The sequence below is a fragment of the Ruegeria sp. YKSF070 genome, assembly GCF_059612725.1.
In genome coordinates this window covers 19,031-43,727 of sequence record NZ_JBXWRD010000021.1, presented here as the reverse complement: position 1 = coordinate 43,727, position 24,697 = coordinate 19,031, and the positions used below count along the sequence as shown (strand labels likewise).

The 24,697-nt window shown below is 64.2% G+C and carries 22 protein-coding genes; 16 read left to right on the top strand and 6 right to left on the bottom strand.

Going from position 1 to position 24,697, the window contains the following annotated elements; translation table 11 throughout:
• Positions 1-97 precede the first annotated feature (97 nt).
• Both AC2FL1_RS12200 and AC2FL1_RS12195 read left to right on the top strand, forming a co-directional pair.
• Entirely contained in the window at positions 98-1,906 is a 1,809-nt protein-coding gene (locus tag AC2FL1_RS12200; protein WP_496877109.1) for a GAF domain-containing protein, read from the top strand.
• Positions 1,907-2,091: 185 nt separating this feature from the next.
• The gene (locus tag AC2FL1_RS12195; RefSeq protein ID WP_496877108.1) at positions 2,092-4,389 is read left to right on the top strand and encodes a Tex family protein; all 2,298 of its coding nucleotides are present in this window, start codon (positions 2,092-2,094) and stop codon (positions 4,387-4,389) included.
• Between the two features lie 5 nt (positions 4,390-4,394).
• On the opposite strand, the gene AC2FL1_RS12190 is transcribed toward AC2FL1_RS12195, so the two are convergent.
• The gene (locus AC2FL1_RS12190; protein WP_496877107.1) at positions 4,395-5,087 is read right to left on the bottom strand and encodes a DnaA N-terminal domain-containing protein; all 693 of its coding nucleotides are present in this window, start codon (positions 5,085-5,087) and stop codon (positions 4,395-4,397) included.
• 474 nt (positions 5,088-5,561) lie between these two features.
• Here AC2FL1_RS12190 and AC2FL1_RS12185 point away from each other — a divergent pair, with 474 nt between their 5' ends.
• Both AC2FL1_RS12185 and AC2FL1_RS12180 read left to right on the top strand, forming a co-directional pair.
• Complete coding sequence (locus AC2FL1_RS12185; protein ID WP_011242083.1) at positions 5,562-6,869, top strand: AAA family ATPase; 1,308 nt, start codon at positions 5,562-5,564, stop codon at positions 6,867-6,869.
• On the top strand, positions 6,866-7,963 hold the full coding sequence (locus AC2FL1_RS12180; protein WP_496826942.1) for a ParB/RepB/Spo0J family partition protein: 1,098 nt from the start codon (positions 6,866-6,868) through the stop codon (positions 7,961-7,963). Before AC2FL1_RS12185 ends, AC2FL1_RS12180 begins: the two co-directional genes overlap by 4 nt.
• A gap of 33 nt (positions 7,964-7,996) precedes the next feature.
• On the opposite strand, the gene AC2FL1_RS12175 is transcribed toward AC2FL1_RS12180, so the two are convergent.
• Positions 7,997-9,043 (bottom strand): tyrosine-type recombinase/integrase, encoded by a 1,047-nt coding sequence (locus AC2FL1_RS12175; protein ID WP_496826944.1) that lies wholly within the window; start codon positions 9,041-9,043, stop codon positions 7,997-7,999.
• 336 nt (positions 9,044-9,379) lie between these two features.
• Here AC2FL1_RS12175 and AC2FL1_RS12170 point away from each other — a divergent pair, with 336 nt between their 5' ends.
• The 4 genes from AC2FL1_RS12170 to AC2FL1_RS12155 all read left to right on the top strand — a co-directional run bounded on the left by AC2FL1_RS12170 (position 9,380) and on the right by AC2FL1_RS12155 (position 12,707).
• A complete protein-coding gene (locus AC2FL1_RS12170) occupies positions 9,380-9,925 on the top strand; it encodes a winged helix DNA-binding protein (protein WP_234140599.1) in 546 nt (181 codons plus the stop codon).
• Positions 9,926-10,026: 101 nt separating this feature from the next.
• Positions 10,027-10,512, top strand: coding sequence for a SixA phosphatase family protein (locus tag AC2FL1_RS12165; RefSeq protein ID WP_496826946.1), 486 nt, complete (start codon positions 10,027-10,029; stop codon positions 10,510-10,512).
• A gap of 125 nt (positions 10,513-10,637) precedes the next feature.
• Entirely contained in the window at positions 10,638-11,597 is a 960-nt protein-coding gene (locus tag AC2FL1_RS12160) for an aminotransferase class IV (RefSeq protein WP_496877106.1), read from the top strand.
• 42 nt (positions 11,598-11,639) lie between these two features.
• Entirely contained in the window at positions 11,640-12,707 is a 1,068-nt protein-coding gene (locus tag AC2FL1_RS12155; RefSeq protein ID WP_496877105.1) for a helix-turn-helix domain-containing protein, read from the top strand.
• A 55-nt stretch (positions 12,708-12,762) separates the two neighbouring features.
• Here the strand turns inward: AC2FL1_RS12155 and AC2FL1_RS12150 are convergent, their stop codons facing one another.
• Positions 12,763-13,707 (bottom strand): GlxA family transcriptional regulator, encoded by a 945-nt coding sequence (locus AC2FL1_RS12150; protein WP_496877104.1) that lies wholly within the window; start codon positions 13,705-13,707, stop codon positions 12,763-12,765.
• A gap of 77 nt (positions 13,708-13,784) precedes the next feature.
• Between AC2FL1_RS12150 and AC2FL1_RS12145 the strand changes: the two genes are divergently transcribed.
• From AC2FL1_RS12145 to AC2FL1_RS12125, 5 genes are all read left to right on the top strand, one after another.
• Positions 13,785-14,945, top strand: coding sequence for an acyl-CoA dehydrogenase family protein (locus AC2FL1_RS12145; RefSeq protein WP_496877103.1), 1,161 nt, complete (start codon positions 13,785-13,787; stop codon positions 14,943-14,945).
• A gap of 82 nt (positions 14,946-15,027) precedes the next feature.
• Positions 15,028-17,040 (top strand): acetate--CoA ligase family protein, encoded by a 2,013-nt coding sequence (locus AC2FL1_RS12140; protein WP_496877102.1) that lies wholly within the window; start codon positions 15,028-15,030, stop codon positions 17,038-17,040.
• A 3-nt stretch (positions 17,041-17,043) separates the two neighbouring features.
• Positions 17,044-17,823 (top strand): carnitinyl-CoA dehydratase, encoded by a 780-nt coding sequence (locus tag AC2FL1_RS12135; RefSeq protein WP_496877101.1) that lies wholly within the window; start codon positions 17,044-17,046, stop codon positions 17,821-17,823.
• Between the two features lie 242 nt (positions 17,824-18,065).
• Entirely contained in the window at positions 18,066-18,953 is an 888-nt protein-coding gene (locus AC2FL1_RS12130; protein ID WP_496877100.1) for a sulfotransferase, read from the top strand.
• Between the two features lie 69 nt (positions 18,954-19,022).
• Positions 19,023-19,367: a hypothetical protein gene (locus AC2FL1_RS12125; RefSeq protein ID WP_496877099.1), complete on the top strand. Its 345-nt coding sequence runs from the start codon at positions 19,023-19,025 to the stop codon at positions 19,365-19,367.
• A 25-nt stretch (positions 19,368-19,392) separates the two neighbouring features.
• Here AC2FL1_RS12125 and fabA read toward each other — a convergent pair whose 3' ends face one another.
• Positions 19,393-19,902, bottom strand: coding sequence for a bifunctional 3-hydroxydecanoyl-ACP dehydratase/trans-2-decenoyl-ACP isomerase (fabA, locus tag AC2FL1_RS12120; protein WP_496877098.1), 510 nt, complete (start codon positions 19,900-19,902; stop codon positions 19,393-19,395).
• 189 nt (positions 19,903-20,091) lie between these two features.
• Between fabA and irrA the strand changes: the two genes are divergently transcribed.
• A complete protein-coding gene (gene irrA / locus AC2FL1_RS12115) occupies positions 20,092-20,511 on the top strand; it encodes an iron response transcriptional regulator IrrA (RefSeq protein WP_234140267.1) in 420 nt (139 codons plus the stop codon).
• Here irrA and AC2FL1_RS12110 read toward each other — a convergent pair whose 3' ends face one another.
• Complete coding sequence (locus tag AC2FL1_RS12110; protein WP_496877097.1) at positions 20,512-21,408, bottom strand: LysR family transcriptional regulator; 897 nt, start codon at positions 21,406-21,408, stop codon at positions 20,512-20,514.
• A 91-nt stretch (positions 21,409-21,499) separates the two neighbouring features.
• Between AC2FL1_RS12110 and AC2FL1_RS12105 the strand changes: the two genes are divergently transcribed.
• The gene (locus AC2FL1_RS12105; protein WP_496827129.1) at positions 21,500-22,297 is read left to right on the top strand and encodes a phytanoyl-CoA dioxygenase family protein; all 798 of its coding nucleotides are present in this window, start codon (positions 21,500-21,502) and stop codon (positions 22,295-22,297) included.
• Positions 22,298-22,369: 72 nt separating this feature from the next.
• Here AC2FL1_RS12105 and AC2FL1_RS12100 read toward each other — a convergent pair whose 3' ends face one another.
• The gene (locus AC2FL1_RS12100) at positions 22,370-23,236 is read right to left on the bottom strand and encodes a hypothetical protein (protein ID WP_496826965.1); all 867 of its coding nucleotides are present in this window, start codon (positions 23,234-23,236) and stop codon (positions 22,370-22,372) included.
• Positions 23,237-23,370: 134 nt separating this feature from the next.
• Between AC2FL1_RS12100 and miaB the strand changes: the two genes are divergently transcribed.
• The gene (gene miaB / locus AC2FL1_RS12095) at positions 23,371-24,690 is read left to right on the top strand and encodes a tRNA (N6-isopentenyl adenosine(37)-C2)-methylthiotransferase MiaB (protein WP_496826967.1); all 1,320 of its coding nucleotides are present in this window, start codon (positions 23,371-23,373) and stop codon (positions 24,688-24,690) included.
• The last annotated feature ends 7 nt before the right edge of the window (positions 24,691-24,697 follow it).

Sequence of the window (24,697 nt, the reverse complement as noted above, 5' to 3'; positions counted from 1 at the left end):
AACCAACTTCAACAATGCGAGGCTTTGGCAAGACTCTGCTCTGCTGTATAGCTTGAGCCCAATGTCTAATTCGCACTCCAGATGGGCTAGACCGGCTATGGTGGAAGATTCAGAACGGGACAATCTGCTGGTCGAACTGCATCGCGGACGTCAGCGTGAAGAAGCGACTCGGGGTATTCTCGAGGTCATTCAAAGGTCGCGTGATGACGAAGGGCCTGTATTCGAGGCTATTCTCACCCATGCGGCAGAGCTGTGCGAGGCAAGCCAAGCCTCCCTGCAACTTGCGAATGCATCAAGGACGCACTTTGAGATTGCCTCTTACTGGGGGTTTGAGAAAACGGCCTTCAGCGCAGGCGGTTCAGCGCCCCTGGACAGTGGTCGACCGATTCCAGAGGTCATTCGCACCGGTCACACGATCAATATCGCCGATCTGCGCGATACCGATTTCTATCGTGATCAAGACCCGGTTATCAAACACGTGGTAGACCTCGAAGGTGTGCGCTCTTGGCTGATCGTGCCACTGATGAACGGACCGCTGGCGATTGGCGCGATTGCTCTGAGCCGCAAGGAGGTCAAACCTTTCGTCGAAGCCGAACTGCGTTTGGTCGAAAGCTTCGCCGCGCAGGCGGTGATTGCCATCGAGAATTCACGCCAATTCCGCGAGGTGCAGGACAGGCTGGAGCGAGAGAAGGCCAGCAGTGAGATACTCGGCCTCATTTCCCGAAACCGCGATGATGAAAAGCCGGTTTTCGATGTGATCCTTGCCAATGCAAGTCAGCTTTGCAACGCCTCTGTTGCTGCGCTTGTGCTTCTCGATGAGGCTCGAACCGAACTGACTATTGCTGCTTTGCAGGGAAGTTTCAGGAATTTCGCTGTCGGAACGTCCAAATTCACCCTCGATGGTGATTTCGGCGCCTGCCTCGCCGTCCGTGAAACCCGGATTGTCCATCGGCGTTCGACACGGGACATCCAAAACGTCGAAGCGCGCCGGGACCTGGAGGATGATGGCGTTCGCGCTGTCCTTTGGGTTCCCCTCATGAGAGCAACCGAAGCAATTGGGGTGCTGGGCCTTTTCCGGCCTGTTGAAAGTGCTTTCTCTGAAAGCGAGATCGGTCTTGTGGAAACCTTCGCTGCCCAGGCGGTGATCGCGATCGAGAATGTGCGACAATTCCGTGCGCTCGCCGACCGCACTGCCGAAGTCGAAGCACTCAACGCCTCGCTCGAATCTCGGGTAAGCGAACAGGTGGACGAGATCGAGCGGATGGGCCGCCTCAAGCGCTTCCTGCCAGCGGCAGTGGCCGATACTGTCGTCTCCTCCGGTTCGGAAGAGTTGCTGTCGAGCCACCGAGCGCTTCTGGGCGTGCTCTTCTGTGACATCCGCGGCTTCACCGCCTTCTGCGAAACGGCCGAACCCGAGGAGACCATCGAGGTCCTGCAGACCTATCACGAGGAGATGGGCAAACTGATCAGCGCCCATGGCGCTGGCGTCGATCACAGGATGGGCGACGGGATCATGGTTCTCTTCAACGATCCGCTGCCTTGCGAGGATCCGGCTGGTGATGCCGTGCGGCTTGCCATCGCAATGCAGGCACGCATGACCGAACTCTGCCGCACATGGAAGCGCATGGGGTACCGGCTGGGCTTCGGGGTCGGCGTATCGCTTGGATATGCAACCGTCGGCATGGTCGGCTTCGAGGGACGGTTCGACTACACCGCCTCGGGTACAGCGATCAACCTCGCCTCGCGGCTCTGCGACGAAGCCGAAGACGGCGAAATCCTTCTCAGCCCGAGAGCCGCGATTGCAGTCGAGGACACGTTCCAGGTCGGGTCTCGCGGTGAATTGAGCCTCAAGGGGCTTCGGGAACCGATCGAGGTTTTCAGATTGGCAATCGGCTCTACGACTTGAGCGCAGAAGTCGACCGGGCTTCCAAGGGTCTTCTTCGGGCCGGTTTCCAATAGTCTTGACGTGCGCCGGAACAGGTCAGCTGCTACTCCAGCCAACGACCGTTGACAGCGCCCGGCGCTCACCCCCTTCCCCTCCCCTGCCCCGCTGGCTAGATAGGATCTCCAACCTATCTGGGAGAAGTTTTCTTGGACCGTATCGCCCGCACCATCGCCGCCGAAATCAATGCCCGCCCCGAACAGGTGGATGCCGCGGTCAAGCTGCTGGACGAAGGCGCCACCGTGCCCTTTGTTGCCCGCTACCGCAAAGAGGCGACCGGGGGGCTGGACGACACCCAATTGCGTACACTGGCCGACCGGCTGACCTATCTGCGCGAGCTTGAGGCGCGGCGCGAGACGATCCTGGGCTCGATCCGCGATCAGGGCAAGCTGACCGACGAGTTGTCGCTCTCCATCGCGCGGGCCGAGACCAAGGCGCAGCTCGAAGACATCTACCTGCCCTACAAGCCCAAGCGCCGCACCAAGGCGATGATCGCCCGCGAGAACGGGCTGGAACCGCTGGCCGAGGCCATTCTGGCCGACCGCCGCGCCGAGCCCGAGGCGCTGGCCCAGGCCTATCTCTGCGAGGCGGTGCCCACGACCAAGGACGCGCTGAACGGGGCCCGCGATATCGTGGCCGAACGCCTGACCGAGGATGCCACCCTGCTGGGCGAGCTGCGTGCCTTTCTGCACCGCGAGGCGATGCTGAGCGCCAAGGTGATCGAGGGGCAGGAACAGGCGGGCGCCAAGTTCTCGGACTATTTCGCCCATTCCGAGAAATGGGCCACCACACCGTCACACCGGGCGCTGGCCATGCTGCGCGCCCAGAAAGAGGGCGTTGTGACGCTGGATATCGCCCCCGATGCCGAGGGTGCGGCGCGGGCCGAAACCATGGTGGCCTCGCGGCTGGAAACCCGAGGCTCCGGCCCCGGTGACGAATGGCTGCGCAAGGTCGCGGGCTGGACCTGGCGGGTGAAACTGTCGCTGTCGATGATGGTCGACCTGATGGGCGATCTGCGCGCGCGCGCGCAGGAAGAGGCGATCCAGGTCTTTGCCCGCAATCTCAAGGACTTGCTCTTTGCCGCCCCGGCCGGGGCGCGACCCACTCTGGGGCTTGATCCCGGCATCCGCACCGGGGTCAAGGCGGCGGTGGTCGATGCCACGGGCAAGCTGGTGGCGACCGACACGCTCTATCCGTTCCAACCCAAGAACGACCTGCGCGGCGCGCAGGCCAGCATCGCCCGGATGATCGCCCAGCACGGCATCGAACTGATCGCCATCGGCAACGGAACCGCCAGCCGCGAGACCGAACGGATGGTGGCTGACACGCTGAAGCTGCTGCCGAGTTCGGTGAAGGCCCCCACCAAAGTGGTGGTGAGCGAGGCCGGCGCTTCGGTCTATTCCGCCTCGGAACTTGCGGCGCGCGAATTCCCCGATCTCGACGTTTCGTTGCGCGGCGCGGTGTCCATCGCCCGGCGGCTGCAGGACCCGCTGGCCGAACTGGTCAAGATCGAACCCAAAAGCATTGGCGTCGGCCAGTACCAGCACGATGTCGACCAGCACCGGCTGGGCCAGATGCTCGAGGCGGTGATCGAGGATGTGGTGAACGCGGTCGGTGTCGACCTCAACACCGCCTCGGCGCCGCTGCTGGCGCATGTCTCGGGGCTGGGGCCGGGCCTGGCCGACGCCATCGTAGCCCATCGCGACGTGAACGGCGCCTTTGCCGCGCGGCGAGACCTGCTCAAGGTGGCCCGCCTTGGTCCCCGCGCGTTCGAGCAATGCGCAGGCTTCCTGCGCATCCGCGACGGCAAGGAGCCGCTCGACGCCAGCGCCGTGCACCCCGAGGCCTATGAGGTCGCCCGCCGCATCGTCGGCGCCTGTGGCCGCGATATCCGTCAGATCATGGGGCATGAGGGCGCTTTGAAAGGTCTGCGGGCGGAACAGTTCGTGACCGATGCATTCGGCCTGCCCACCGTGCGCGACATCCTGGCCGAACTGGAAAAGCCCGGCCGCGATCCGCGCCCCAGTTTCGTGACCGCCTCTTTTGCCGACGGGGTCGAGGACATCACCGACCTGCGCCCCGGAATGGTGCTGGAAGGCACCGTAACCAACGTCGCGGCCTTTGGCGCCTTTGTCGATATCGGGGTGCATCAGGACGGGCTGGTGCATGTCAGCCAGCTGGCCGACCGGTTCGTCAAGGACCCGCATGAGGTGGTCAAGACCGGCCAGGTGGTCAAGGTCACGGTCACCGAGATTGATGTACCCCGCAAGCGGATCGGCCTGACCATGCGCAAGGATGGCGGCGCCTCGGCCCGGCAGGAGAAACCGGCACGCTCGGGCGGCCCCAGGGATCGGAACCCGCGCGGACCGATGCAATCAGGGCCCAAGGGCGGTGGTAACACCGGCGCGTTGGGGGCGGCCCTTCAGGACGCGTTCCGCAAACGCTAAGGCCCCTACCCTGCCGCCTCGATCCGGATTGACCGGATCGAGGGGTCGAGGCGTGAATAGACGGCCAGCAGACGCCCGCTCCATTTTGCGGCGATGTAATCGGCCATGAACCGGCTGGGCGCCATCAGCACCGCCCGCCCGTCGCCGCGCTCAACCTCGGTCAGATGCTGGAACCAGCTCGACCATAACTCCGGGTCGCGCCCATGGAGCGCCGCCTGTACCTGCGCCCAAACCGGATCGTCGCTGGCCTCTGCCCGCGGGGGCGGTACATGCAGGGGCACCACATTGCCTGCGGTTTCGGCTTGCGGTGTCTCGTCCAGTCGCGCCTCGAAATCCGGCCCGATCACGGCCCAGCTGTCGCGTGTGTCCAGCAGCATCTGTTTCAGGTCCAGCTCATAGACACTGACCCGGCCCCGCACGCCCGGACGTTTCACCGTGACCCAGCCCAGCGTGCGTAGCCGCGCCATCTCGCGTTTCACGGTACGTTCGTCCACCGACCACAGCCGCGCTATCTCGTCCCGGCCCATGGACAGCTCGTTGCGTTGCCAGTTGTACCGGGTGGTGATCAGCGCCAAAAGCCGCAGGATCAGCCGCTGGCGATGCTTGTCACCGGCCAGCGCATGCACTGCCAGCGCAGACAGGATATCGTATTTGAGGGCCGACGCATTGCGTCCGACCGGTTTTGCGATCTGCATCATCCAACTCTCTGCCCGTCTGCCTCGACGTTGGGATCTGCTGTCCCTTGCTGCCGGTCCGGCGTCTTCTCAACGCTTTTCCCGATCTTGGAGTAATTAGCGTCCAAAGCTTCGATTCTGTCAAGCGGCTTGGACCAAGGCCCCCTCCCCCTCCCCTTTTCAAAGAAAGAAAAAGGGTGAAGTACTGGTGAGGGGGGACACGCTGTCTGTCCCCGTATCTTCCCCATTTGTCCCCCTATCAGGGGTATTCCGGCGCCTAAGTGACCCCATATCTTGCGGAGCGTAACCGGAGACACTCGGTCGAATCGCGGCGCTCTGTCAGCCCTGGTCCCGAATCGGAAGCGTCCTGTTTTCAAGGGCTTTCTTACCCGTGGGTAAGGTCGCATTCTCATGATATTTCCTTTTGCCATAAATGCAAATACAGCGTAAATGGGTAACCACAGATAATTAGCGTCCTGAGAAAAGGAAGCCCGAGGCATGTATACGCACGAAGACCTGAGCCACCTGCGCAACCAGTCGCTCAAGCTACAAGGCTGGATCCGGCAGCAGACCTTCAGCCCCGAGATGGAGAAGACGCTGCGCCGCTTTTCCAGCTGGGAGGTGAGCGAGTTGATCTTCAACGTCAACCAGTCGACCTTTCGCGGCAAGCTGGTCGCCGACCCCACCCTGCCCGGCGGCGAGGTCGAACCCGATGGCCGTCAGCGCTGGTTCAGTCTGGAAGAGGTGAACGAGCTGCGCCGCCGGCTCAAGATCAACCGCAAGTCGCTGATGCCGCCGCGCCCGGCGGGCAAACGTGCGATCCGCGCGGCGGTGGCCAATTTCAAGGGTGGCGCGGGCAAGTCGACCGTTGCCCTGCATCTGGCCCATGCCGCCGCACTGGATGGCTATCGGGTGCTGGTGGTCGATTTCGACCCGCAGGCGACGCTGAGCCATTCCATGGGTCTGACCGACGTGGCCGAGGATTACACCGTCTGGGGCATCATGGCGCGCGACCTGATCCGCGAGACCGAGCGGATGAACAACCGCGCCGCCGCCGCCGAAAGCGGCACCACCCTGCCCCGCCGCCAGTTGCCCGCCTCGATCACCGGTATGGGGCTGGGTGATCTGCGGGTGGGCGATTTCATCAAGCCCAGCTCCTGGTCGACGATCGACGCGATCCCCTCCTGCGCCAACGCCGCCTTTGTCGAATTCGCCAGCGCGCAATACCGGCACCTGAACCCGGAATGGTCCTTCTTCGCCGCCGTGTCGCGCTATCTCGATCAGATCCCCGATGACGCCTATGACCTGATCCTGTTCGATTGCCCGCCCGCCATCGGCTATCAGTCGATGAACGCGGTGTTTGCCGCCGACATGCTTTATATCCCCTCGGGGCCGGGATATTGGGAATACGACTCGACCACCTCTTTCATCGGGCAATTGGCCGAGGCGCTGGAGGATCTGTCGCACGGGTTCGATGGCGTCTTACCCACGGGTAAGATCGGCCTGCCCAAGACCTTTGCCGAGATCCGCTTTATCCTGACCCGCTACGAGCCGGGCAATGCCTTGCACCAGGCGATGTACGAGGCCTTCCGCAAGGTGTTCGGCCATCACGTCACCGACCACCCTGTCGAGATGACGCGCGCGGTGGAACAATCGGGCCGCTTCCTCAATTCGGTCTATGAAATGGATTACCGCGAGATGACGCGGGAAACCTGGCGCCGCGCGCGCGGCACATTTGACAACGCCTATCGCGAGTTCCGCGAGGTGATGTTGTCGGCCTGGTCCAAGCTGGAGGATGACGCATGACCCGCAAGCGCAGAATCTTCGATATCGACATGCCGGCGATGGAGGACATCCCCGTTGGCAAGGTCCCCGACAAGGTGCTGGACAAACACCGGCGCGGCCCGATGGCGACCGCGATCTCGGAAAACGCCGACGCGCTGCGCGACCGGCAAGAGACCGAAGACCGCATTCGCGCCGAAAACGACCAGCTGGCGCATGAGCTGGTGCGGTTGAAGAAAGAGGGTCTGATCACCGATCTGGTGCCGCTTGACGCGGTCCATGCCGAGCGGCTGACCCGCGACCGCGCCGCCGGGCCGGACCCGGAGCTGGACGAGCTGAAAACCTCGATCCGCGAGATCGGGCTGTCGAACCCGATCCGGGTCGAGAAGCGCGCCGAGGGCGGCTACGAACTGGTGCAGGGCATGCGGCGCCTGTCGGCCTATCGTGCGCTGTACGAAGAAACCGGGGATGGACGGTTCGCCCGCATTCCGGCGGGCATCCTGGCCAATGCGCCGACGGATGATCAATACCGGCGTATGGTGGACGAGAACCTGATCCGCAAGGATATCTCGTTTGCCGAAATGGGCGCGCTGGCACGCGCCTATGCCGAGGACCCGACCAATGATTGCGCCGATGTCGACAAGGCGGTGTCGGTCCTGTTCAAATCCGCCAGCTATACCAAGCGCAGCTATATTCGCGCCTTTGCCAGCCTGCTGATGATGCTGGGCAAGTCGCTGGAACACCCCAACGAGATTCCGCGCAATGTGGGTGTCGATCTTAAACGCAAGCTGGATGGCGATCCGGGGTTGGTCCGGGCGGTCAGCTCTGCCTTGATGGCGCAGCCTGGGCGGAGTGCGGCGGACGAGGTGGCGATCCTGCGCGGCTTTACCGAAGGGGCAGGGGCGCCGGAACCGCAGGCGCGCACGCCTGCGCCCAGTGGCGACAAGACCCGCCGGGCCAAGACCACTTTTCAGATCAGCCGCCCGAGCGGGATCGCGAAATGCTCGGCCTCGAACGGGCGGATCGACCTTCGTTACAATCTGGATTTCACCCGCATCGACCGGCAGAAGCTGGAACAGGCGGTGGCGAAACTGATCGACAGTCTGCAAGAGGACTGACGATATGCGGTCTTACCCACGGGTAAGACCGCCTTACCCCAGCAGATCGGTTGCGGGGTTTTCGACAATCTCAACATCGTCGTAATAGCGCTGCGCCTGCGCCACCGAGCGATGCAGGCTAAGCCGCATCGCTGCCTGGATCGGTGCGCCGTCCAGCGCCGCCTGGGTCAGAAAGCCCGAGCGCAACCCGTGCGGCGTGGCGAAATTCTGCGGCAGCCCAGCAAGCTGCAACCGGTGGCGCAGGATCTGATAGACGGCGTCCGGGGTCAGGCGGCGGGTCAGCACGCGGTCGGATTTCGACACCGGGCGGAACAGCGCGCCATCGGTGATGCCGGACACCTCCAGCCAATGCACCAACGCTTGCGCAGCGCGGCCCTTGAGCACCAGCCGGGGCGTTGCACCGCGCCGGGTGGTTTTGGTTTCGATCAGTGACAACCAGATGATGCCCTCGATTGCGAAATCCTTGAGCGAAACATCCTCGACCCGGATCGCGGTAATCTCGGACCGACGGCGGCCGCCGCTTGCCCAGCCCAGCATCAACAGCGCCCGGTCACGGCAATCGCGGCGCGAGCCGCGGCAGGTGGCGAGCAGCTGTTCCAGAACCGGCCGGGTGATCGGGTTGCGCGACTTGGGCGCGGTGGTTCGCGCCGCCGCGCGCCGGGCCTTGGCACGGGCCTGTTTCAGCAGTGGGCTGTCAAACGGGCTGTCGAGGTTCTTCATCCGGTGAAAGGCCTGCCACGAGGCGATGCGCCGGTTCAGGGTTGCGGGGGCCGGGCAGGTCAGCGAGCGGCGCAGGCCACGCGCGATCAGCGCCTCGGCCACTTCTCGGGTGGGGCCGGTCGCGTCGCTCAGGTCGCGGCTGTGATCGAGGATGAAGCGCAGCGCGCATTCATGGTGTTCTGGCCAGACAAGAGGCGCATCAAAGCTGAGCTGTTTCCAGGCGGTGAGATAGAGCAGGTCCCGCTCGTAAGCGCGCAGCGTGTTTTCCGGCGTGCCGCGTACATAGAGATCGTTGAGCGCCTGACGGTCGCTGTCGGCGAGGGAAGGGGGCGTCAAAGGCTGCGGGATAGAGGGTTTCATGGGGGCGAGGGTGGCAGATTCCGGCGCGCCTGCCAAGAGACATGATAATAGAAAGTTATCACGAGTAACGAATCAGATTCGCACTTCTCCAAGTAGTGTGCAAAAAGTAACAATTTTGAGCGCAAGAAGCAGAGGTATCATGTATCGAAAGAAGAAACCGGGTTGCGTCATAACCAACGGTATGGCGATGCGGTCGGGGATACGGCAGGTTTTGCCAATCCGGTGCTGTTGCCGAGAATGGCGCCGATTTGCTGTAATCTTGACGCCGTTTCTTGTGGATTTTGTCAGGGTTTCGTAGGCTGAGGCGGATGTTTTCAAGCCGATTGGACCCTGACCTTGAGCCAGAAATCCCAGCCCTCCGGCCCCGCAAAGCCGACCTCGACCCCCATCGTCTCGTCCGATCACCTGGCGGGGACCGATCAAGGCTGGCAGTTCAGCGAACTCGAATACGCGATGACGATGACCTATAACGCGTTCTCGCGCTGGATGACCCATTGCATGAAGGCGGTGGGCTACAAGGATTTCAACCCGCTCGACATTCTGGTGCTGCACAATGTGAACCACCGCGGCAAGGAGAAGCGGCTGTCCGATATCGCCTTCATGCTGAACGTCGAGGACAATCACACCGTCAATTACGCGCTCAAGAAACTGGCCAAGGCGGATCTGGTGACGGGCCGCAAGGTGGGCAAGGAGATGTTCTATTCCACCACCGATCAGGGGCGGCAGGTCTGCGAGGCTTACCGCGACGTGCGCAAGGCCTGTCTGCTGGACGCGGCCGAGGCGACCGACCGCGACTATGACGAAATCAGCCATGTCGCACGGGTGCTGCGCAGCGTCTCGGGGCTCTATGATCAGGCGTCGCGCTCGGCGGCGTCACTGTGATCTTGTCCCCTGGCGTCGGGCGAGGGGTGGCGTCGCATGACCCTTAAGGCCTATGCTTGGGCATAGGCTCGACGATGGAAATCCGAAGGGGGGACCGATCCATGCGCATGTTCCTAGTCGCTTTGCTGCTTGCCCTGACGGGACTGCCCGCCGCTGCTCAGGAAGCCGTCTATCTGATTAGACATGCGGAAAAGGAATTTTCCGGGGCCGATCCCGCGCTGACACCAGAGGGACGGCAGCGCGCCTCGGATTGGGCTGAGATGCTGCGCCATGTCGGCCTGGACGCGATCATAACCTCGGACGCGCTGCGGACCCGGCAGACTGGCGGGATCGTCGCGGATGCACTCGGGCTTGAGGCGACCGCATTGCCCAGAGAGGATATTGCCGGCCTGCTGGACGTTCTGGAATTCGATCACGACGCAAACACGGTTTTGATCGTCGGCCATGCCGAGACCATTCCACGCATTCTGGCGAAGCTTGGCCTGTCTGACGACGTGAGCATTGATCAGAGCGCGTTTGCCAACCTGTTTGTCGTTCTGAGGCCCGCGTCAGATGATCCGGTGCATCTCCACCTTCAGATGCCGTGACCGCGCGGCCCAGATCGCTTTGGGTGTTCCTGCCGGTGCATCATCGGCCTGAGGGCAACTGACGCTTTCCAACGATGCGCGCTGCGCCTAGGGTCGGGGCCGGATACAGCAGTCAGGACCATCAGATGACGACCCCCCAACCAGACACGGCCGCCCGCACCACCCATGATGCCGAGGCCGACGCACGCAACAGCGATATCCTGATCTATGTGGATGGCGAACTGGTGCATCGAGACGAGGCCAAGGTCTCGGTCTATGACAGCGGCTTCATGCTGGGCGACGGCATGTGGGAGGGGATGCGGCTCTATGACGGGGAATGGGCGTTTTTCGACGCGCATATGGATCGCCTCTTCAACTCGTGCAAGGCGGTGGCGCTGGAGATCGGCAAGACGCCCGAGGAGATCCGCGCCATCCTGGACCGCACGGCGGCGGCAAATGGCATGACCGGTGATGCCCATTGCCGGCTGATGATCACGCGGGGGCGCAAGGCCAAGCCGTTCCAGCATCCGGGCCTGTCGAAATGGGGGCCGACCATCGTGGCGATCGTCGAACATTCGGTGCCCTCCGAGCGGGTGCAGGGAACGGGGGTCCGGCTTGCCTCGGTGCCGCAGGTGCGCGGGCTGCCGCACAGCCAGGACCCAAAGTTCAACAGCCATTCCAAGCTGAACTGCGTGATCGCCTGTTTGCAGGCCGAGCAGGCGGGCGCCGACGAGGCGCTGATGCTGGACCCGCATGGGTTCGTGAACACCACCAATGCCTGCAACTTCTTCATCGTGCGGCGGGGCGAGGTTTGGACCTCGACCGGGGATTACTGCATGAACGGGGTGACGCGGGCAAATGTGATCACTCTGTGCCGCGAGGCGGGGATCCCGGTGTTCGAAAAGAACTTCTCGCTCTACGAGGCCTATGGCGCGGACGAGGCGTTTCTGACCGGCACTTTTGGCGCCCAGACCCCGGTGGCCGAGATCGACGGGCGGTTGATCGGCGCGGGCGGTGGAGCCGGGCCGGTGACCCAGCGGCTGCGCGCGCTTTACAAGGCGATGGTGGCGCAGAACGTGGCCGAGCAGAAGGCCCGGCGCGGATGAGCACCGCTTTGCGGGCGTATCGCGCGGCGCTATAATCTGGGCATGACACGCAAGCCCGATCCATATGACGAGGCCGAGGGGATCCCCGGCCCCTATGACAGCGACCCGGTCGAGGAGGACGACCTGTGGTTCCTGCCCGCGCAAGAGCCGGGCGAGGACGAGGTCGATCCGCTGTTTCCCACGCCGCGCGCGGCGCAGCCTTTGTTGTTCGATCCGCTCGAATGGCGCGCGGCGCAGGATGCGCTGTCGGCTGATCTGGCCGATCTGGCGCTGGCTTTCGGGGCGCTGGACGAACGGCTGCGGGCCGGGCCGGGCCAATGGGTGCAGCGGCTGGCACTTTTGGAGGTGGCCGATCTGGGCTGGTGGGCCGGAGACCGCATCGGGGCCGAGCGGCTGGCGCTGTGGACCGGGCTCCGGCTGGGCGCCACCAGCGAGGATGTGCAGGCGCTGGCCCGGGCCGGTTGGGCGGTGCGCCGGCTGAGCGGTGGTCCGGCGCCCGATACCGGCGGCTGGGCCGAGGGGCTGGCCGGGTTTCTGGACCGCTCCGGTGCCGAGGGCGATACGGTGCCCGAGACGGTGGCCGATCTGGGCGATGTGATGGCGGCGGCGGTGGCTCTGCACCCTGCGACGCGGGCGGCGATGCTGTTTCACTGCTGGACCATGCTGGGGCAGGGGCCCTCGGTCGGGCTCGAGGCGGCGGTGATGGCGGCGCGCCACGGCGCCGCGATGGGTCGCGGCGGTGCGCTGTTCCTGCCGCTGGCGCTGTCGGGGCCGGGCGCGTTGCGCGGTGCGGGCACGGCGGAGCAAAAGCTGACCGCCTGGTTGCGCGGTGCGGCGCAGGCGGTGACGGCGGCGCTGTTGCATCTGGACCGGGTGGCGGCCTGGAGCGTGCGGGCAATCGAGAAGACAGGCGATCTGAGCGGGCGGACGCCGCCCGCGCTGATCGAGGTGCTGACCGCCTGGCCGATGGTGACCGCGCCGCTGGCCGAGGCCCAGACCGGCGCCTCGCGCGCGGCGGTTCAACGCAACCTCGACCTGTTCGCCCGCCGGGGATTGGTGCGCGAGGTCACGGGACAAGGCCGTTACCGGGTCTGGACGGCCGCGGTGTGAGCCGTTTTCCGATCCGGAAAACGGCCCGGAAAACGTGTCGTTTTCCGGCCCCGCCTCAGCCGTTTGCGCGCAAACCTCTGGGGGGTTGGCCGAAGCGGGCGCGAAAGGCGCGGGTCAGGGCGCTGGCATTGTCATAGCCGCAGCGGGTCGCGATCTCGGACACGGGCAGGTCGGTCTCGGTCACCAGCTTGCGCGCCAGGTTCAGGCGCAGCCGTCGATAGACCGTTTGCGGCGTCGCATCGAAGGCCGCCCGCATCCGGGTTTCCAGCGTCTTTTGCGTGCAGCCCGCGCGCCGGGCGATCTCGGCGATGGGCAGGGGCTGTTCCAGCGTGTCCTGCATCACCATCACCGCCCGGTTCACCTGCCGGGTGCCGCCCCCGGCGGGGGCGGCATGGGAACGCGCCGAATCCCGCGTCATGAACAGCTGCGCCACCTCCAGCGCCAGCAATTGTCCGTGGTCGCGCCCGATCAGGTGCAGGATCAGGTCAAAGGCCGCCATCGCCCCGGAACAGGTGATGCGCGCCCCGTCCAGCACGAAACGCTCGCGCAGGGTTTCGACCTGGGGAAAGGTTTCGGCAAAGCGGGTAAGCTCCTCCCAGTGGATGGTGGCCCGATGTCCGTCCAGCAGCCCCGCCCGCGCCAGCAACCAGCTGCCGGTATCGAGCCCGGCCAGCACCGGATAGCGCCGCGCCGCCGCCCGTAATGCGCGTTGGGTGGCCCAGCCCTCGAGGTCGCGAAACCCATAAGAGGGCATCACCAGCAGCATCACGCCCCGGCCCGCATCCAGCCGGTCATGCGGCGCCACCTGCAAGCCCGAGGAGCTGTGCACCGCTGCCCCGTCCGGGGTCAGGAACCGCCAGGCATAGAGCGGCTGGCGCGATAGCATGTTGGCGGCGCGCATCGGTTCGACCGTGTTGGCCAGGCAGTGGTTCGAGAAATTGTCGAACAACAGCACATCGTAAACCTGAGTCTGTACCGAAGTATTTGTCCGATCCTGCATGATGAATGACTAACTCTGCACGATAGTGGCGCGCAAGCCGGGATTTTCTGTTTCAAACCGCAACAGGAGCCCGTGCCATGCATTTCGGATTGAGCGAAGAGCAGGAGATGATCGTCTCTACCGTTCGCAGCTTTGTGGAGAAGGAGATTTATCCCCACGAGACCGAGGTGGAGCGCACCGGCGAGGTGCCCAAGGAGATCGCCGACGAGATCAAGCGCAAGACGATCGAGCTGGGCTTTTATGCCTGCAACTTTCCCGAAGAGGTCGGTGGTGCGGGCCTGTCCCACCTGGAGTTTGCATTGGTCGAGCGGGAACTGGGGCGCGGGTCGATGGCGCTCAACCATTTCTTCGGGCGGCCTCAGAACATTCTGATGGCCTGCGAGGGTGAGCAGCGCGACCGCTACTTGCTGCCGGCCGTTCGCGGCGAGCGGATGGATGCGCTGGCGATGACCGAACCCGGTGCGGGGTCGGATGTGCGGGGGATGAAATGTTCGGCCGTGCGCGATGGCGGCGACTGGGTGGTGAACGGGACCAAGCATTTCATCTCGGGCGCCGATCATGCGGATTTCATCATCGTCTTTATTGCGACGGGTGAGGACATGACGCCGAAAGGCCCAAAGAAACGCATCACGGCGTTTCTTGTCGACCGGGGCACGCCCGGTTTCACCATCCGCGATGGATACCGCTCGGTCAGCCACCGGGGCTACAAGAACATGGTGCTGGAATTCGACGATTGCCGCCTGCCGGATGCGCAGGTACTGGGCGAGGTCGATGGGGGCTTTGCGGTTATGAACGAATGGCTCTATGCCACCCGGATCACCGTTGCCACCATGAGCGTGGGCCGCGCGCGGCGGGTTTTCGACTATGCGCTGAACTATGCGGCAGAGCGGGAACAGTTCGGGCAGGCCATCGGCAAGTTCCAGGGCGTCAGCTTTCAGATCGCCGACATGATCACCGAGATCGACGCCGCCGACTGGCTGACCCTGGCCGCCGCCTGGCGTCTGGATCAGGGTCTGCCGGCCAATCGCGAGATCGCCAGCGCCAAGGTCTATGCCAGCGAGATGCTGGCGCGGGTGACCGACACCACGCTGCAGATTTTCGGCGGCATGGGGCTGATGGACGATTTCCCGATCGAGCGGTTTTGGCGTGATGCACGGGTCGAGCGGATCTGGGACGGCACCAGCGAGATCCAGCGCCATATCATCAGCCGCGACCTGCTGCGCCCCTTGGGGGCGTGATGGCGCGCGGTCGGGTTCGCGCCGAAGCGCGACGCCTATCGCGGGAGTATTTTCGGCAACGTGAAAGGGCAGGGGGCCTGTCATGAGCAAGGGCTTGTCGCGCATGTTCCAGCCGCGCTCGATCGCGGTGATCGGGGGCGGCGCCTGGTGTCGTCAGGTGATCGTGCAATGCCGGCGCATGGGTTACGGCGGCGCCATCTGGCCGGTGCATCCCAAGGCGGCGGAGGTCGAGGGATTTCCGGCCTTTGCCCGGCTGGAGGATCTGCCGGGCGCGCCCGATGCAGCCTTTGTCGGCATCAACCGGCATGCCACCATCGAGGCGGTGGCGCTACTCTCGGCCATGGGGGCGGGCGGGGCGGTCTGTTTTGCCAGCGGTTTCTCCGAGGCACTGGCCGAGGATGAGACGGGGGGCGATCTGCAGGCCGCGCTGGTGGCGGCAGCGGGTGACATGCCGATCCTGGGGCCCAATTGCTATGGCTTCGTCAATGCGTTGGACGGGGCGCTCCTCTGGCCCGATCAGCATGGGTGCAGCCGGGTTGAACGCGGTGTGGCCATTCTGACGCAAAGCTCGAACATCGCGATCAACCTGACCATGCAGCGGCGCGGCCTGCCCATCGCCTATGTGGTGACCTGCGGGAACATGGCGCAGACCGGCCAGGCGCGGATCGCCATGGCGCTGTTGGACGATCCGCGGGTGACGGCCATCGGCCTGCATATCGAGGGGTTCGGCGATCTGCGCGACTGGGAGGCGCTGGCGGCCAAGGCGCATGCCCGGGGCGTGCCGCTGGTGGCGCTCAAGGTCGGGGCCTCGGAACAGGCGCAGCAGGCGACGGTGTCGCACACCGCCTCCTTGGCGGGCAGCGACGCGGGCGCGCAGGCGCTGCTGGACCGGCTGGGCATTGCCCGGCTGCGGGCGCTGCCCGACCTGCTGGAGACGCTGAAGCTGTTGCATTGCAACGGCCCCTTGGCGGGGGTCGATATCGCCTCGATCAGCTGTTCGGGGGGCGAGGCGAGCCTGATCGCGGACATGTCCGTTGGGTCGGCCTTGCGGTTTCCGGCGCTGACGGAGCGGCAGCGGCAGGCCCTGCGCGCGGCGCTGGGGCCGATGGTGGCGCTGAGCAATCCGCTGGATTACCACACTTATATCTGGCGCGATGCGCAGGCGATGGCGGCGGCCTGGTCCGGCATGACGGGCGACGGGATCGCGCTGACCTTTTCGATTGTCGATTACCCGGTGACCGACCGGGCCGACTGGACCTGCGCGACGCAGGCGGCGCTGCGGGTACGGGCCGAGACCGGGGCGCCCTTTGCGGTGGTGGCGACCCTGCCCGAGCTGATGCCGGCGGATGTGGCGGCCGAGTTGATGGCCGGTGGCGTGGTGCCCCTGATGGGCCTGCGTGAGGCGCTCGCCGCAGCCGAGGCCGCCGCCAGCCTGCACGCGCCCGACCCGGTGCCCGTGTGCCTGCCGGGGCAGGAGGACGCAACGCGACTGCTGGACGAGGGCGCGGCCAAGGCGGCGCTGGCGGCGCATGGGCTGGAGGTGCCGCGCAACCGGACGGCGCGCGCCGATGAGGCTGCGCAGGCGGTGGAGGGGCTGCGCGGTCCCTTTGCCGTCAAGGGCGTGGGGCTGGCGCATAAATCGGACCATGGCGCGGTGCGTCTGGGCGTGGCGGCGGCGGCTCTCGCGCGGGTCGCGTCCGAGATCGGCACACCCGAGGTGCTGGTCGAGGAGATGGTGAGCGACACGGTGGCCGAGTTGCTGGTGGGCGTCGTCCGCGACCCGGCACACGGGTTTGTTTTGACGTTGGGGGCGGGCGGGGTGCTGACCGAGTTGATGCGGGATACCGTGTCGCTGCTGGTGCCCGCCGCGCCCGAAGATGTTCGCGTCGGACTGGAGCGGCTGCGCATCGCGCCCCTGCTGGCGGGCTATCGCGGCAAGCCGGGGGCCAATATGGATGCGATCCTGGAGGCTGTTGCGGCGGTGCAGGACTATGTGCTTGCCCATGCCGAAACACTGGGCGAGGTTGAGATCAACCCGCTCCTTGCCACGCCGGACCGGGCGGTGGCGGTAGATGCACTGATCAGAAAGGGCTGACCGATGACCCCCATCAAGACGCGCCGTGACGGCGCCATTTTCGAGGTGACGCTGGACCGGCCCAAGGCCAATGCGATCGACTTGGCCACCAGCCGGATCATGGGTGAGGTGTTCCGCGAGTTTCGCGACGACCCCGAATTGCGGGTGGCGATCCTGACCGGGGGCGGCGAAAAGTTCTTTTGTCCCGGCTGGGACCTGAAGGCGGCGGCCGATGGCGATGCGGTGGATGGCGATTATGGCGTCGGCGGTTTCGGCGGTTTGCAGGAGTTGCGCGACATGAACAAGCCGGTGATTGCCGCCGTCAACGGCATCGCTTGCGGCGGCGGGCTGGAACTGGCGCTATCGGCGGACATGATCATCGCTGCCGATCACGCCACGTTCGCGCTGCCCGAGATTCGCTCGGGCACGGTGGCCGACGCGGCCAGCGTGAAGCTGCCCAAGCGCATCCCCTATCACATCGCGATGGAGCTTTTGCTGACCGGGCGCTGGTTCGACGCCGAGGAGGCGCATCGCTGGGGGTTGGTGAACGAGATCGTGCCGGGCGCGCAATTGATGGACCGCGCGTGGGAACTGGCGCGCCTGCTGGCCAGTGGCCCACCGCTGGTCTATGCCGCGATCAAGGAGATCGTGCGCGAGGCCGAGGATGCCAAGTTTCAGGACACGATGAACAAGATCACCAAGAGGCAGTTTCGCACGGTGGATGTGCTCTATTCGTCGGAGGATCAGCTGGAGGGCGCCCGCGCCTTTGCCGAGAAGCGCGACCCGGTCTGGAAAGGGCGTTGAGGCGTCCGACCTTCGCCACACAAGAGAGGGGTCCGCAGGTCCCCTTTGCGTGGTGCCTGTGTAGGGTAGCGGGGTGGTCTGGCAAGCCAATAGGCGGCAGGTCCTGACACGGGCCTGCGTGGTGGTCCGCGGGCGGGTGAAGATTGAGATTGCTGTCGGGCTGTGGCAGCCTGAACCGGCCTGACTTTACAGGCAGTCTGTGTGACTTTGCAAAAGGAGGCGCCGCGCCGCCGGCCGATGACATGACCGTCGTGATCCCGGATCTTCGGGTCTATCCGAACCTGACCGGAAAGACGCTGCTGATCTGTGTCGGCGCGGCAAAATGCGCGACCAGCTGGCTGCACAATTACCTGGGGTCGCGCAGCGAAGTGGCGGTTTCGCCTCTGAAAGAACTGCATTTCTTTGACAGCAAGTTTCCCGAACATGCCCTGGGGGATGCCGACGGCCTTGCCCTGGCGCGCCTGTCCTTTCAGTTGGGTCAGGCTGGCGATGCGGTCGTGAATCTCAGGCGCCGCGCCATTTTTCAGGCCAGCCTCGACCGCGGCCAGATGATTTATGACGACAATGCCTATTTCGGGCATTTTGCCCGGTTATGTGGGCCGCAAACGCGCTGTTTCTGTGATCTGACGCCCTCCTACAGCGCTATTGGGGCCGAAGGGTTCTCCTATATGAAACGGTTCTGCGCAAGTCAGGACATCGAGGTGAAGATACTCTTTCTCATGCGTGACCCGGTCCGGCGCTTCTGGTCGCAGCTGCGCCACCTGCAGCAGATGAACCCGGTCAACGATGTTGCCAGCAAATGGCGGCGCGCGCTGACGGCGCCCGCGCTGCTGGCGAGGGCCGATTATCGCGGCATCGTTCTGGCGCTGGAGCAGGTGTTCCCTTCGGCGAACTTGCTATGCCTTTTCTATGAGTCCCTGTTCGAGGGCGACGACGTGATCAGGCGCCTGTGTGGCTTCATCGGGATACCCTTTGCCCCTGCGGCGACCATTCAGCGGCATAACGAGACCACCGTCAGGTTGCCGCTTTCAGACGATGCCCGAGACGAATTTCGCCGCCTTCTGGCCCCGCAATACGATTTCTGCCGTGAACGGTTTGGGCGCTCCGTACCGCGGTCGTGGCTGGCCTGACGCCTGTGGGTTCAATGCTCGACTCTGCGGGGCGTTTTTGCTATCATGCAGCTACTTTTCTGAACTTTTGTGACCTGTTTCGGTGTCATCGAAGATCATCCGGGTGTTTCGAGCCCGGAACCGTTGTTGTTTTGCAGAAGGAATTTCACAATGCCGGAAGACTCTATCGGTTTTGAATTCTTCAGTGATGATCAAAACCCCCGCCTGACCATCGTCAACGAGGCGGCCTTGCAGAATGCCAGCAACCAGCTGTTCAATGAAATCGCCCATCTGAGGGCATTCGATCACCTTGGGAACGCGGTCGAAGCGGTTCAGAAAGCGGCGCAGCACAAGGCGCGCCTGGACCCGCCGGAATGGGAAGACAATGTGCCGCCCGACGCAACGGATTTCGGCGACTTTTTCCTGTTGGGATAAGCTGCGCCAGGGTCGTGAAGTGGCGTCAGCTTTCGCTGAGCGCGACCTTCATGTCCTTGACCTGATAGATGACCTCGCCATCGGCCTCGACGATGCCATCGGCGACGCCCATGGTCAGGCGGCGGGTCTGGATCGCCTTGGTGAAATCCACCTTGTAGGTCAGCATCTTGCGGTCGGGGCGCACCATGCCGGTCAGCTTGACTTCGCCCACACCCAGCGCATAGCCGCGCCCCTGCCAGCCGCGCCAGCCAAGGTTGAAGCCGGTCAGCTGCCACAGCCCGTCCAGACCCAGACAGCCGGGCATGATCGGGTTGCCGGGGAAATGACACTCAAAGAACCACAGGTCCGGGGTGATGTCGAACTCGGCCCGAATGTGACCCTTGCCATGGGCGCCGCCATCGGCGGACACCTCGGTGATCCGGTCCATCATCAGCATCGGCGGCGCTGGCAGCTGTGCATTGCCGGGACCGAACAGTTCGCCACGAGCGCATTTCAGCAGTTCGTCCTTGTCAAAGCTGCTCGGGTATTGGGCCATCTGCCTGTCTCTCCTGCCTGTGGGTCTGTCTAGCATAGCTGGACCCCTCTAGCATCGCCAAAGCTTGTCCCGCAAGGGCGGCAAAGGGATCTGTGGTCGCAGATCCACAGCCAGATGCGAATGAATTTCATTTGAGTTTTACGTTCCGCGCACTTTATATATACCGTTAGCCGCAACGGAACGGGACCGATGACGCCAAATTCTCAGGAAATCGCCACCGACTGGCTGGTAGATGCCGGGCTGCGCCCGACCCGTCAGCGCGTGGCGCTGGCCGAGCTGTTGGTGGGCGATGGCCGCCACCGCCATGTGACCGCCGAAAGCCTGTTTGATGCCGCCCGGACCAAGGGCGCCGCCGTGTCGCTGGCGACCGTCTACAACACGCTGCGCGCCTTTTGCGAGGCCGGTGTGTTGCAGGAGATCACGGTGGATGGCTCGAAAAGCTATTTCGACACCAACACTCACGATCACCCGCATTTCTTTTGGGAGGACGAGGGGCGGCTGTCGGATGCGCCCTCGGACCAGCTGGTGATCCAGCGCCTGCCCGAAGCGCCCGAAGGCGTCGAGATCGCCTCGGTCGATGTGGTGATCCGGCTGCGCCGCAAGGGCTGATCAGCCCGCGCCGAATAACTCTGTCAAGACCTGTGCCGCCCGCGCGGTGGTCGCGTCCGCCGCGCCGGTGCCGTGCCGGACAAGGATCACGGATTCTGTCAAATCCGCCCCGAGGATCGGGCGACTGAGCAGCGGTCTGCCGTCATAACTGGTGGCGTGAGCGGGCGCCGCATAGCTGATCCCGACGCCCTCGCCATGGGCGGCGAGGCTGCGCAACAGTTCCAGCGTGGCGGCCCGGTGCGCCACCAGAGGCGACAATCCATGCCGTCGAAAGAGGCCCAGCATGTGCTGCGCCGACAGGCCCTCGTCCGACAGGATCAGCGGATGCGCTGTCAGCGCCTTCAGATCGGGATCGGCACCCCGGGCCAAAGGATGGTCGGGAGACATCAGGGCCTGCGGGTGGCTGCGGTAGAGCGGCTGGCGGTGAAACCCGGCATCCAGCCCCAGATCATAGGTCAGCGCCAGATCGATCTGGCCTTTGAGCAGCGCCGAGATCAGCGCCTCGAACCCGTCGGCGCGGGTGCTGATCGTTACATCCGGCAGCGCCCGGCGCAGCGCGTGCAGGGCAGGGGCCAGCAGGAAGGGCGCCAGATCGGTGAAACAGCCCAGAAGCAGCTGTCGTTTGGCCGGGCGCGGATGGGCCGGATCCTCGATCCGGGCCGCGTCGGACAAAAGCGCCTCGGCGGCGGCGATGAAATCGCGCCCCGCCGGGGTCACAGCCATGGCCGAGCCTCGCCTGCGGATGAAGAGGGGCTGACCCAGATGCGTCTCGATCTTGGCCAGTGCGGCAGACAGTGCCGGCTGGGATACGTTCAACGCGGCGGCCGCGGCCGACAGGCTGCCATGCCGGCCCACGGCACAGACATATTCGTATTGGCGCAGGGTCAGATATAACATCAAACTATTTATTAGTTCGAAAGATATGATTTGAACAGAAGTTCCCGTCATGCGCAAAAAGAGGCAGGACATCAGCCCCGGAGAGATCGCCATGCCGCACCCGCTTGTCACGCCCGAGATGATCGAGACCTTTCAGCGCGACGGTGTCGTGCTGGTCAGAGGCCTGTTCGCCGATCATGTAGAGGCGCTGCGCGCCGGGGTCGCCGCCAACATGGCGGCACCTGGTCCCTATGCCTCGGAAAACCGCAAGGAGGGGCATACGGGCCTGTTCTTTGACGATTATTGCAACTGGGAACGTATCCCCGAGTTTCGCGAGGTGATCGAGACCTCGCCCGCCGCCGAGGTTGCCGCCGACCTGATGCGGTCGCAAACCGTGCAGATGTTCCACGACCACGTGCTGGTCAAGGAGCCGGGCACCTCTATGGCGACGCCCTGGCACCAGGACGGGCCCTATTACTTTGTCGAGGGGCGGCAGACCGTCAGTTTCTGGTCGCCGCTGGACCCGGTGACCGAGGCGACGCTGCGCTGTGTGGCCGGGTCGCATCGCTGGGAGAAAGAGGTTCTGCCGACCCGTTGGGTGTCCGAAGAGGGGTTCTTTGCCGACGAAGGCCAATACATGCCGGTGCCCGACCCCGAGGCCGAGGGGATGCAGATCGTCGAGTTTGAGATGGCGCCGGGTGATGCGGTGGCGTTTGACTATCGCACCCTGCACGGCGCGCGCGGCAATACCAGCAATTCGCGGCGCCGCGCCTTCTCGCTCCGGCTGGTTGGGGATGACGCGCGCTATGTGGAGCGTCCCGGTCGTACCTCGCCGCCCTATCCGGGGCATGACATGGTGCCCGGTCAGCGCTTGCGCGAGGATTGGTTTCCGGTGCTGCTGAGGCGCTAGAGGGGGCGCTGCCCCCGGCGCTGGCGCGCCTTCCCCGGAGTATTTATGGCGAAATGAAGGAGCGGGCCGGGATCAGAACCATTGTCCCGGTTCCATCAGCCCCAGATCGAGCAACTGGCGCGAATGCCATTCGAAGGGGGTGGAGTTGTGCCAGCGGAAGCTTTGGATCTCGAAGGTTGATCCGGGGTTCTTTTTCAGTGCCTTGGCAGTGCGGAAGGAACAGATCGCCGCCGTCAGGTTGTGATGCCAGGGACAGGCATAGGTGTTGTATTCCTGGTCGTCGAAAGTGTGATCGGGTCTCAGACACAGGCCGGGTGCCGATTTGAACAGCGAGATCCGGTCGATCTTGCGGCTGTCCTTGGGAATATGTTCCTCGTATCGCCAGCGCACGCCGCCGAAGAAATCGAGCTGCCGTTCGCGCGGATGGCCGGTTTCCGGGTCCTTGCGGGCCTGGGCATAATAGCCGGACTTGTCCAGAAAGGCGCGGTCAAGCGAAACCCCGATGGGAAAGGCGCTGAGGTCATCGGCATAGAGGTCGATGACATAGGTCAGCATGGCATCGCGCCGCTCTTCGCCGTGAAAGGCCAGCATCTCGCCGATGCTGCGCGTCTCGCAGAACGGGTAGAACAGGTATTCGGCGTTGAAACAGTAATACATCCAGATGCCGGGCGCCGCCGCGATGATGCGGTTGATGGCATTGGTCACCGCCAGGCGCGGGCCGCAGTCGAAGGGGATCCGGTGCACCCGGTTTTCCACGTCGGGAGGCAGGGTAAAGGCGTCTGGCATAAGGGCCAACACGGATTTGAACCCGCATTGGATGTGGTGGCGCATCGTGGTGGCCAGCTCGACATCGTCTTCGACAAAGATCATCGCCAGCGGCCCCTTGGCCAGGGCCTCGGCCCCGGTTTTCAGGAAATGATCGAGTGAGGCGTATTCCATGCCTGTCCAGCCTGCTTTGCGTCTTTGCCTGTCTGGCATTCTGGGCCAACTTCGGTTAATTGCGCGTGCATTGCAAGCGGCGCCCGAACCCTGTAGAGGCCGCCGCTGATCCCGCGAAAACAAAGGTCCGTCCGATGTCCGACCCCAAGAAGCTGTTTATCAAGACCTATGGTTGCCAGATGAACGTCTATGACAGCGAGCGCATGGCCGAGGCGCTTGGCGGGCAGGGCTATGTCGAGACGCAAAGCGTCGAAGACGCCGACATGATCCTGCTCAATACCTGCCATATCCGGGAGAAGGCAGCCGAGAAGGTCTATTCCGAACTGGGTCGCTTCAAGGGGCTGAAGGCCGCGAAACCGGATCTGAAGATCGGGGTTGCGGGCTGTGTCGCCCAGGCCGAAGGTGAAGAGATCATGCGCCGCCAGCCGCTGGTCGATCTGGTGGTTGGCCCGCAAAGCTATCACCGCCTCCCCGAGCTGGAGGCCAAGACGCGCGCCGGGGAAAAGGCGCTGGACACCGATTTCCCCGAAGAGGACAAGTTCGAGAAGCTGAAAGGCCGCCCCAAGGCAAAGCGCGGCCCGACCGCGTTCCTGACGGTGCAGGAGGGCTGTGACAAGTTCTGCGCCTTTTGCGTGGTGCCCTATACCCGCGGGGCTGAGGTCAGCCGCCCGGCCGACCGCATCCTGCGCGAGGCCAACGAACTGGTCGAACGCGGGGTGCGCGAGATCACGCTGCTGGGCCAGAACGTCAACGCCTATCACGGGGCGGGGCCTAACGGCGACATGACGCTGGCGGGGCTGATCTGGGAACTGGACAAGATCGACGGGCTGGAGCGTATCCGGTTCACCACCAGCCATCCCAATGACATGAGCGACGACCTGATCGAGGCGCATGGCACCTGCGCCAAGCTGATGCCCTATCTGCACCTGCCGGTGCAGGCGGGGTCGGACAAGATCCTGAAGCGGATGAACCGCAGCCATACCGCCGAGAGCTATCTACGGCTGGTTGAGCGCATCCGCAAAGCGCGTCCCGATATCCTGATGTCGGGCGATTTCATCGTCGGTTTCCCAGAAGAGACCGAGGCCGATTTCCAGGCCACACTCGATCTGGTCGAGGAGGTCCGGTACGGCTATGCATATTCGTTCAAGTATTCCACCCGACCCGGCACTCCGGCGGCCGAGCGGGCTCAGGTCGACCCGGCCGAGGCTGACGACCGGTTGCAACGGCTGCAAGCGGTGATCACCCGCCACCAGCGCGAGATTCAGGACAGCATGGTCGGGCGCGAAGTCAGCGTGCTGTTCGAAAAGCCGGGCCGCCAGCCTGGTCAGATGGTTGGCAAGAGCGAATACCTGCACGCGGTCCACGTCCAGGATCCGGGTCTCGAGGTCGGGCAGATCGCCCGCGTTCGGATCGTCGCCTCGGGCGCCAACTCGCTGGCGGGCGAGCTGGCCTGAGCCAATA